Here is an 8,680-nt window from a genome sequence, read left to right as displayed (position 1 = left end):
GGGCGTGGGTGCCGACGGCGAGGTCGGTGGTGGTGAAGGTGGCCACGCCCGCGACGACAGTGCCAGTGCCCAGCAGGGTGGCGCCGTCGAAGAACGACACCGTCCCGGTCGGGGTGCCGGCACCGGGAGCCGCCGCGGTGACGGTGGCGGTCAGCACCTTGGGCTGGCCGAACACCGACGGGTCGGGCAGGGACGTCAACACCGTTGTGGTGTCCGCCGTGGTGACGGTCTGGGCGTCCACGGGCGAGGTGGAGCCGTTGAAGGCGGTGTCGCCGCTGTAGACGGCGGTCAGCGCGTGGGTGCCGACGGCGAGGTCGGTGGTGGTGAAGGTGGCCACGCCCGCGACGACAGTGCCAGTGCCCAGCAGGGTGGCGCCGTCGAAGAACGACACCGTCCCGGTCGGGATGCCGTCCACGGAGGTGACGGTGGCGGTGAGGACCTTGGCCTGGCCGAACACCGACGGGTCGGGCGCCGAGGCGAGAGTGGTGGCGGAAGTGAAGGGAACGGTGTCGGTGACGCTGACGGTGTTGTCGCCGTTGTTGGTCACGTACGCGTGCAGTCCGTCGGGAGTGACAGCCACATCGAACGGCCCGGTACCCACGGTGATGGTGGCCACGATGGTGTTGGTGGCGGTGTCGATCACGCTGACGGTGTTGTCGCCGTTGTCGGTCACGTAGGCGTGCAGTCCGTCGGGGCTGACCGCGACGCTGGTGGGTGCGGTACCCACGGTGATGGTGGCCACGATGGTGTTGGTGGCGGTGTCGATCACGCTGACGGTGTTGTCGCCGTTGTCGGTCACGTAGGCGTGCAGTCCGTCGGGGCTGACCGCGACGCCGGTGGGCGCGGCGCCCACGGGAATGGTGGCCACGATGGTGGCGGTCGCGGTGTCGATCACGCTGACGGTGTTGTCACCGCTGTTGGTCACGTAGGCGTGCAGTCCGTCGGGGCTGACCGCGACCCCGAACGGTCCGGTACCCACGGGAATGGTGGCCACGATGGTGGCGGTCGCGGTGTCGATCACGCTGACGGTGTTGTCACCGCTGTTGGTCACGTACGCGTGCAGCCCGTCGGGAGTGACAGCCACATCGAACGGTCCGGTACCCACGACGACCGTGGCCGTCACGGTGTTGGTGGCGGTGTCGATCACGCTGACGGTGTTGTCGCCCTCGTTGGTCACGTACGCGTGCAGTCCGTCGGGAGTGATCGCCACCCCGGTCGGGAAGCTGCCCACCGCCACCGTCGGATCCGGCGGCGTCACCGCCGCACTCTGCTTGGGCCTTCCGAGGCCCAACAGTTGACGCCACCTCGACTGAAAACTCTTGGCCATGACACACCCCTTGATCCAGATCTGATCGGGATGGGGCGCCCGAGAGGAGTAGTTGACGCTCCATCAGATGGAGGGCGTCAACAAGAGCGTCTCGCAACCTTCCAAGGGTGCCCACCCGGCGTCTCCGCTGGCCGTCACGGCCAGAACAGGCAACGGCCTGTCCCCCGGGAAGGGATGGGCAGCCCACCGGGTCGAACGTCAGCAGTAACGCACCATCCCCGTGGCCAGAACAGGCCGCACGCGAATAATTCACCCTTATGGAGTAATCGAATCGTCGACTCGATTCCACAAAGAGAAGGGCGTCTACGGCGGCGGCGAGGCGGATATGGTGGTCGACCAAGCAGCAGGCGACGGCTTGCGCGGCTCGGGCTTTTCCATGGCTGGCTGCCATGCAGTTGGCCCTGCTCGTGACCAGCCGAAGCCGCAATGGCTGATCAACTCACCTGATGCCAGCCCCTTGAGGCACTTCTACATGCTGGGGCGTTCCCGCCGGCAGGTTGATGGGCCCACTCTTCCCGCCCTGGCGAGCCTCGCGCCCGAGGGGCGCGCTGCATGTCTGAGCGAGCCGGGCTTCTCCTTTCCGTCCTGCCATAAGCCTGCCTTGATCATATGTCAACTGACTTGCTCCGTCAGGGTGAATTATTCGTGTGCGGCCTGTTCTGGCCACGGGGATGGTGCGTTACTGCTGACATTCGACCCGGCGGGCTGCCCATCCCTTCCCGGGGGACAGGCCGTTGCCTGTTCTGGCCGTGACGGCCAGCGGAGACGCCGGGTGGGCGCCCATGGAAGGCTGCGAGACGCTCTTCATCTAAGCTTGTTGTTTTACTTTCGGTGATCGACTCGAGGTTGTTCGATCTGGTCACCCACATGAGGATCTTCGGGACATGGCGACGACCTCCGTTTCACGCTGTTTGATGTCGAGTCGCACAGTGGTCACGGAGGTCGTCGGTGTCGAGTGTGGTCCCTGAAGCCGTTCGTCGGCAGGCTCTTGCGGAACTGTCCTCCTTTCGAATGGACTTGTACGCCGCGATGCCCCGCCGCGCGGACGCACTGTTCGAGCTGTCGGATGCCCTGCTGTGTGCCGACGGTCCGGTCCGCGCCCTGGTCGAGCTGGCCCTGGCGCCCGAGCACCGGCGCTCGCACGGCTCCCTGTACGCCGCCCTGAACCGCGGGGACCTCGACGCGGACGGCCTTCTGCGCGCGATCGCGGCCCGAAGCGTGCCCCGCGGCCCAGGTAGACGGATCGTGCTCGCCGTCGACGTAACCGCCTGACTGCGGCCGGACGCCAACACCAGCGACGGCCGTTCCTTCTGCCACACCTACGGCCGGCGCGAGAACACGCACGAGATGGTGCCCGGCTGGCCCTACTCCTTCGTCGCCGCCCTGGAGTCGGGCTCGACCTCGTGGACGGCCCTACTGGACGCCAAGCGCCTGGAGCCCGGTGCGGACACCGCGGCCGTCACCGCCACCCAACTGCGTGAGGTCCTGCACGGAATCCTCGACGCCGGGCACTGGAAGCTCGGCGACCCGCCGGTGCTGATCGTGGCGGACGCCGGCTACGACGGCCCGCGCCTGGCCTGGCTCCTGCGGGACCTGCCTGTCCAGGTCGTGGTGCGGATGCGCTCCGACCGCGTCTTCTTCAACCCCGTGCCCGACGACTACCGGGCGGGCCCCAAAGGCGGCCAGCCCCGCAGTCACGGATCCCGGTTCGCACTGGCCGACCCCGCGACCTGGCGCGACCCCGACAGCGACAGCGAGCACACCACCCGCCGCTACGGCACCGCCCGCGTCCACGCCTGGCACCGCCTGCACCCCCGCATCTGGCGACGCTCAGCCTGGAGCGACCACCAGGGCCAACTCCCCATCATCGAGGGGACCCTGATCCGCCTCGACGTCGACCACCTGCCCTCCGGCGGCACCCCGAAGCCGGTCTGGCTGTGGTTCTCCGATCCCACACCCTCCGTCACGGACACCGACACCGCCTGGCACGCGTTCCTGCGGCGCTTCGACCTGGAGCACACCTTCCGCTTCCTCAAGCAGACCCTGGGCTGGACCCGCCCCCGCCTGCGCGAACCGGTCGCGGCCGACCGCTGGACCCACCTGGTCCTGGCCGCCCACACCCAACTCCGCCTCGCCAGAGCGCTGTCCGCCGACCTCCGCCGGCCCTGGGAACGACCCCAGCCCGTCGAGCGCCTCACCCCCGCCCGGGTCCGGCGCGGGTTCCGCAACATCCGCACGACCCTGCCCTGCCCAGCCGCTGTTGCGAGACCCTCCCGACCCGGACCCGGGCGCCCACCCGGGCAAACCAACCGCCACCGAGCACCCGACCACAACATCGGACTCGCCCTGGTCACCAACCAGTAGCGAACAGGCAGGCGAGAGTCCGAACGCGACAGAAGATCATCATCGAAGGTAAAACAACAAGCTTTGATCTTGTGGCGGATCCGTCCGGTGGCGGTTGTCGTGGTGATGGCGCACTGGCGGGTCAGGGCCCGCACTACTGGCGGGAGGGGGATATTCCGACCGTGCACTATTCCCCGGCTCCGTAGGCCTATTGGCCCCAGGGGAGTGAGTTCTATGGCTCCAGACAGCGAGCTTCGGGGCGTAATCTGAACGACCGTCTGGCCCTGCCCATCGCCGCTGGCGACGGCGTCCTTGCATGGATGTGCCGGTCCGTCGAATCTGGGAGGTATCCGCTCGAATCCGGACTGGACCACGCCCGGCCGGTCAACAAGGTACTGGTCGCTGGTCGTCGTCCGCGGCGCCGGCATTCGCAGCGCTGTTCGGTGCCAGGGAGCGGATGCGGGGTATCGGTGAGGGCAGTAGCCAGAGCAGTGACAGGGCTCCGCCGACAGCGGCGATGAGGAGGGTCGCCCTCAGGCCGATGAGGGTGGCGAGCAGCCCTCCGACGATGGCGCCGACGGGACGTGTGCCGTAGTTGATCGTGCCGTACGCGCCCGCTACGCGACTGCGCATGCTGTCGGGGATGACAGCAGCCTGGAGAGAGTTGAGGTTGACGTCAAACAGCATGACACCAAAGCCGGACAGGAATTCGGCCGCGGTCAAGGCGCCGGCACGGAGCCAGAGCGGGCCGCCTGCGGCGGCGGCAATAGCGATCGGCGCCGGGAACAGCACCGCGCCGACGACGATGCTGCGCCCCACGCCGAACCGTCGCGAGATCTTCGGGGCGGACACCGCGCCAAGGAGGGAACCGGTCGCGCCGATCCCGAACGCGAGGCCGATTGCTCCCGCCGACAATCCGAGGCCCCGGTTGGCGAACAGCACGATCAGCCCACTGCCCGCGACAAAGGTGAAGAAGTTGACGGTCGCCGCACATCCGAGAGCCGCCCGCAGTACTGGGTGACGGACGACGAACGACATTCCCTCTCGGGCACGTTGCAACAGCGAGGGCGCCGCTGCATTGCCGGATACGGCAGGCGGTTCGTCGACCGAAACCCGACCGACCAGGACTGCTGACACCAGGAAGGTCAGGGCATCCACAACGATGGTGACGGGTGCGGTCAGCGCCTGGACCAGAGCGCCGCCGATGGCCGGGCCAGCGACATACGATGCTGACCGGCTGGTGCTGAGCTTGCTGTTCGCGTCGACGTAGGACGCCCGCGGGACGAGGCGCACGAAGAACGGCGGATAGGCGGTGTTGAACAGCACCCCGGCTGCGCCCATCAGCAGCGCCACCGCGTACAACTGTCCCAGCGTCACCGCCCCTAACAGGTAGGCCACCGGAACACTGAGTAGTACAGCGGCGCGCACCAGGTCGGCAAGGACCATTAGACGGCGCTTGTGGGCCCGGTGGTCGACCCATGCCCCCAGGAAGATCGCGAGCAGATTCGGGGTCCAAATCAGTGCGGTCAGCCACGCCACCTGGTTGGCCGAGGCGCCCAGGGTACTGATGGCGATCAGGGGCAGGGCCAGTTCGGTGATCCTGTCGCCGAACTGTGAGGCCGATTGACCGGCCCAGAAGCGGCGGAACCGTCGATCCCGCCACAACGATATTGCGGCGCCCTGATCCGGGCTCTTCACGACGTCTGCCCGGTCTGCTCCTCGGCACCTTCCGGCAGGACGTAGCGCATCAGCCGGACGCCGCGGCCGTCCGTGGGCCGCTCGGCCGGGTCGCGAGTCACGTACGGCGCGAGAATGCGCTCGATCCCGTCCTCGATGGCGGCGAGTTCCTCAGCCGAAACGACGACGCGGGTGTTGGCCAGCCCGGCGAGCCTGCGCCACACCGGATCGAGTTCAGGCTCGACCTCGGCAGCCCACTGGCTCGGGAGGTCTGCGTAGCGCAGGAACATCTGCTGCGACAGCACCCGTGCGGCTGACTGGCCTTCTTCATCGGCCGGGTCCTGCGGTGCCTCGAATCGGAAGCCGCGTGCCACGGCCTCCCACCGTCGCTGTCGTCGGTCCGGGCCTGGCTCACTGTCGCGGACCAGCCCAAAGCTCGCCAGGTGACGCAGATGCCAACTGGTCACCGACGGCGTCGCTCCCACGTCGGGCGCGAGTTGCGTCGCGGTCGCAGGCCCGTGCCGGTGGAGATGATCAAGGATCGCCAGACGCACCGGATGTGCCAAGGCGCGCATGGCTTGGGGGTCAGTAATCTCGATATCGCCCAGGTGATTATTGGAGCCCATGGCGTGAGAGTCTCCTCTCACAATTCGTGAGAGTCAACTCTCACACCGGTAGCGTCGAGTAGCAGCCGGTACATGTTCATGTGGGTCGGGTGTAGTCAGGCACCTGCGGCGACCTGTTGCCGGGCCCCGGTGTGGGCGAGTCGGTAGGAATGCCGGGGCCAGAGAAGCCGTTCACTGCCAGGTCGCCTCCTCAGCCCGCTTGTGGGCGTCGCCCTCGGCCCGGGCTGCGAGGTATTCGGCCCAGTCGCGTCGGGCGCAGGCGACCCAGCGGAGTGCGGTGTGGCGGTGCATCCCGGTCACGTCGGCGAGGATCGGGCTGGGGAGATCCGCGGCGAGGGCCGCCAGTGCCGCGTTGCGTGCTGTGCGAACCGGGATGCCGTGCCGGTTGAGCTTCTGGGTCATGCCGTGTGTCGAGATCGGCTTGCCGGGGACCATGCGGGGAAGAGCCATCGAGGGCCTGGGTGGGATCGTGAGAGCTGCGGCCGTAGCTGGGGCTGTTCGGCGAGGCGTCGCAGGAGCTCGGCGAGGCACGGGGGCAGCAGCACGGGGTGACGGCCCAGGACCAGGTGGGTGTGCTTGTCACCGACTTTGAGGTGCTCGGGCGTCAGGAGCGACGGTGCCTTCGGGCCCGGCCAGCAGGGCGTTGACCCGCTCGGCGAGGACGCAGTGAGCGCATCTGCCGCGGCTGTGGGGGTTGCCGGCCCGGCCGCACTGGCGGCAGGTGTAGTCGGCGGCGAAGCCGACACAGGGGCCGCAGACCCCGGTGCCGTCGTCGTCCAGCGCGATCAGCGGCTGGACCGTGCCGCAGCGGGGGCACGCGGCCGGTGACCGGAGCACGGCGGTGTAGCAGACCAGACAGACCGGTCCGATTGGCCATCGGGCGTTGACCGGCTTGGTCTGGCCGCAACGGGCGCATGTTTCCCCGGTTCGGGTGTGCCGGTAGCAGGTGCCGCAGACCGGCCGGCCCTCCCGGTCGCGGCTGACGCAGGGGCGGACACGGCTGCAGATCGAGCAGGTCGCCTCGGGGCCCTGGTAGCAGCCGTCGTAGAGGTCCGGCTGCCCGTCTCGCGCGTTGCGGGCGATGCGCTTGAGCTGTCCACACCGCCCGCACGGACGCCGTGGTCGGCGGTGACGGTTGTAGCAGAGGTGGCAGAGCGCGCCGTCCTCGTCGACGAGGGCGGCGGCTGCGGTCTTCCCGCAGTTCACGCAGGTGTGCATGGGCCGTTTCCAGCACTTTTGGCACAGTCCGCGCCCGTCCTCGCGTCGCACCACCGGGTGTCGGAGTTCACCGCAGTCGGCGCACTCCTCGAACGTGGCGCGGTCCGTGCGGTAGCAGCGGTTGCAGATCGGGCCCTCGGGGCGCCGGGCGACGACTCGCTGGCCGTCTCGGTGGCAGCGTACGCAGGTTTCGCGGTTGCGGCTTCGGGCGTCACAGGATCCGCAGAGCCGCCCTTCGGGACGGAGTTGTCGCAGGTCAGACCGGATCTTTCCGCAGTGCGCGCATCCGGGGCGAACGACCGGATGGCCGGCTTCGTGCAGCACCTGCGCCAGCCGCAGCAGGACTGGCGGGCAGAGGGAACTGCCCGAGGTCAGTGCGTCGGGGTGGGCTGCCAGGTGATCGGCCAGTTGTTCCAGGAACCGTGCCGCCCCGCGTACGGTGATCGGCACCGCCGCTTCCAGGGCCGCTTCCGCGTCGGCGGTGCCGAGCACCGGCAGGGCTTTGGTGATCTCGCCGACAGCGGCGTTCGTGGCGGCTTCCATCCGTGCCGCCTGCGCAGCGAGCCGGGCGACGACCGACGGGGCGGTCGTCGAGAGGGCGGTCACAGGCCCTCCGGCCGTCGGATCGCGGTCCGGCGCGCGACCGGCAGCGGGCCGGGCGTCTCGCCGCCGGCGGTCTTGCGAACCCGGCCGAGCCGCTCGTAGAGCAGCAGGAAGCCCACCAGCGCGTTCCTGCCGAGGGTGACATGAGGGCGGTGTTGTTGTGGTGGTGGGGTGGGGTGGGCTGGGGTGTTGTGGGTTGGTTGAGACCGAGGCTGGGGTGGGTTGCTGTGGGGGTTGGTGGTGTTGGTCTGGGGTTGGTGGGGGTGTCGTGAGGATGGTGGGGGGAGGTTGGTGTCAGTGGTCGGGACGTTACGCCTGGGTGTCATGTTTTGGCTGGTCATATGGGGTTCTGGTTCCGTCTGAAGGTGGTTGATGGGGTGTAAGGAACCTCTGTTCTGGTCCCGGGCTGGGTGGTGTGGGTGGTTCGCGGTGGGGTTGGGGCGGGCTGTTCTCAGCCGGTGTGTGGCACGACCGCGAAGACGGGCGGCTGGTCAGCGTTGTCGGGGATGGGTTTCCGCGAGGTGGTCCAGTCGTACTTTGTCGAGGGTGGTTTTGGTGATGCGTTCGGTGCCGTCGAGGATCGCGGTCAGGGCGGCTTCGCGGATCAGGCGTGTGAGGCTTCCGATACGTCCGGCGGTGCGCTGGTGGAGATACGGGGCGTGGCGGGGAAGGCTGCCGGTGTGGTGGCGTTTGAGGTCGAGGGCTTTGTTCGAGGTCGGTGATCAGGTCGGTGAACGGGCGGCGGTTGCCCTGCCGGGCGGGTAGGGCGCCGGCTCCTCTTCGCCTCGGATCCCTCTCTGCCAGCCTTGGGTGAGACATCCCGCTTTGTCGGGTTAGCCTGAGAGGGCCCGAGTAGGAGTTCCACCCCTGATGACCAGCACCAATT

At 68.4% G+C, this 8,680-nt stretch carries 6 protein-coding genes and 1 pseudogene; 2 read left to right on the top strand and 5 right to left on the bottom strand.

All coding sequences use genetic code 11. The annotated features are described in order from the left end of the window. Positions 1-1,258 (bottom strand): Ig-like domain repeat protein (locus ACZ52J_RS42485; protein ID WP_465626782.1); only part of this gene is annotated, 1,258 nt, incomplete at its 3' end. 1,080 nt (positions 1,259-2,338) lie between these two features. Here ACZ52J_RS42485 and ACZ52J_RS42480 point away from each other — a divergent pair. Further along, a pseudogene (locus tag ACZ52J_RS42480) lies at positions 2,339-3,691 on the top strand (NF041680 family putative transposase). Between the two features lie 363 nt (positions 3,692-4,054). On the opposite strand, the gene ACZ52J_RS42475 reads toward ACZ52J_RS42480, so the two are convergent. The 4 genes from ACZ52J_RS42475 to ACZ52J_RS42460 form a co-directional block, all read right to left on the bottom strand. Beyond that, positions 4,055-5,368 carry an MFS transporter gene (locus ACZ52J_RS42475; protein ID WP_465626780.1) on the bottom strand — a complete coding sequence of 438 codons (1,314 nt, stop codon included), beginning with the start codon at positions 5,366-5,368 and terminating at the stop codon, positions 4,055-4,057. After that, positions 5,365-5,973: an ArsR/SmtB family transcription factor gene (locus ACZ52J_RS42470; protein WP_465626779.1), complete on the bottom strand. Its 609-nt coding sequence runs from the start codon at positions 5,971-5,973 to the stop codon at positions 5,365-5,367. Before ACZ52J_RS42470 ends, ACZ52J_RS42475 begins: the two co-directional genes overlap by 4 nt. A 171-nt stretch (positions 5,974-6,144) precedes the next feature. Beyond that, complete coding sequence (locus tag ACZ52J_RS42465; RefSeq protein ID WP_465626778.1) at positions 6,145-6,423, bottom strand: hypothetical protein; 279 nt, start codon at positions 6,421-6,423, stop codon at positions 6,145-6,147. A gap of 129 nt (positions 6,424-6,552) precedes the next feature. Continuing rightward, the gene (locus ACZ52J_RS42460) at positions 6,553-7,734 is read right to left on the bottom strand and encodes a hypothetical protein (RefSeq protein WP_465626777.1); all 1,182 of its coding nucleotides are present in this window, start codon (positions 7,732-7,734) and stop codon (positions 6,553-6,555) included. A gap of 566 nt (positions 7,735-8,300) precedes the next feature. Between ACZ52J_RS42460 and ACZ52J_RS42455 the strand changes: the two genes are divergently transcribed. Beyond that, positions 8,301-8,516, top strand: coding sequence for a hypothetical protein (locus tag ACZ52J_RS42455; RefSeq protein ID WP_465626776.1), 216 nt, complete (start codon positions 8,301-8,303; stop codon positions 8,514-8,516). Positions 8,517-8,680: the final 164 nt, after the last annotated feature.

The sequence above is a fragment of the Kitasatospora sp. NPDC034035 genome, assembly GCF_055575755.1.
This window is presented reverse-complemented; position numbering and strand designations above follow the sequence as displayed.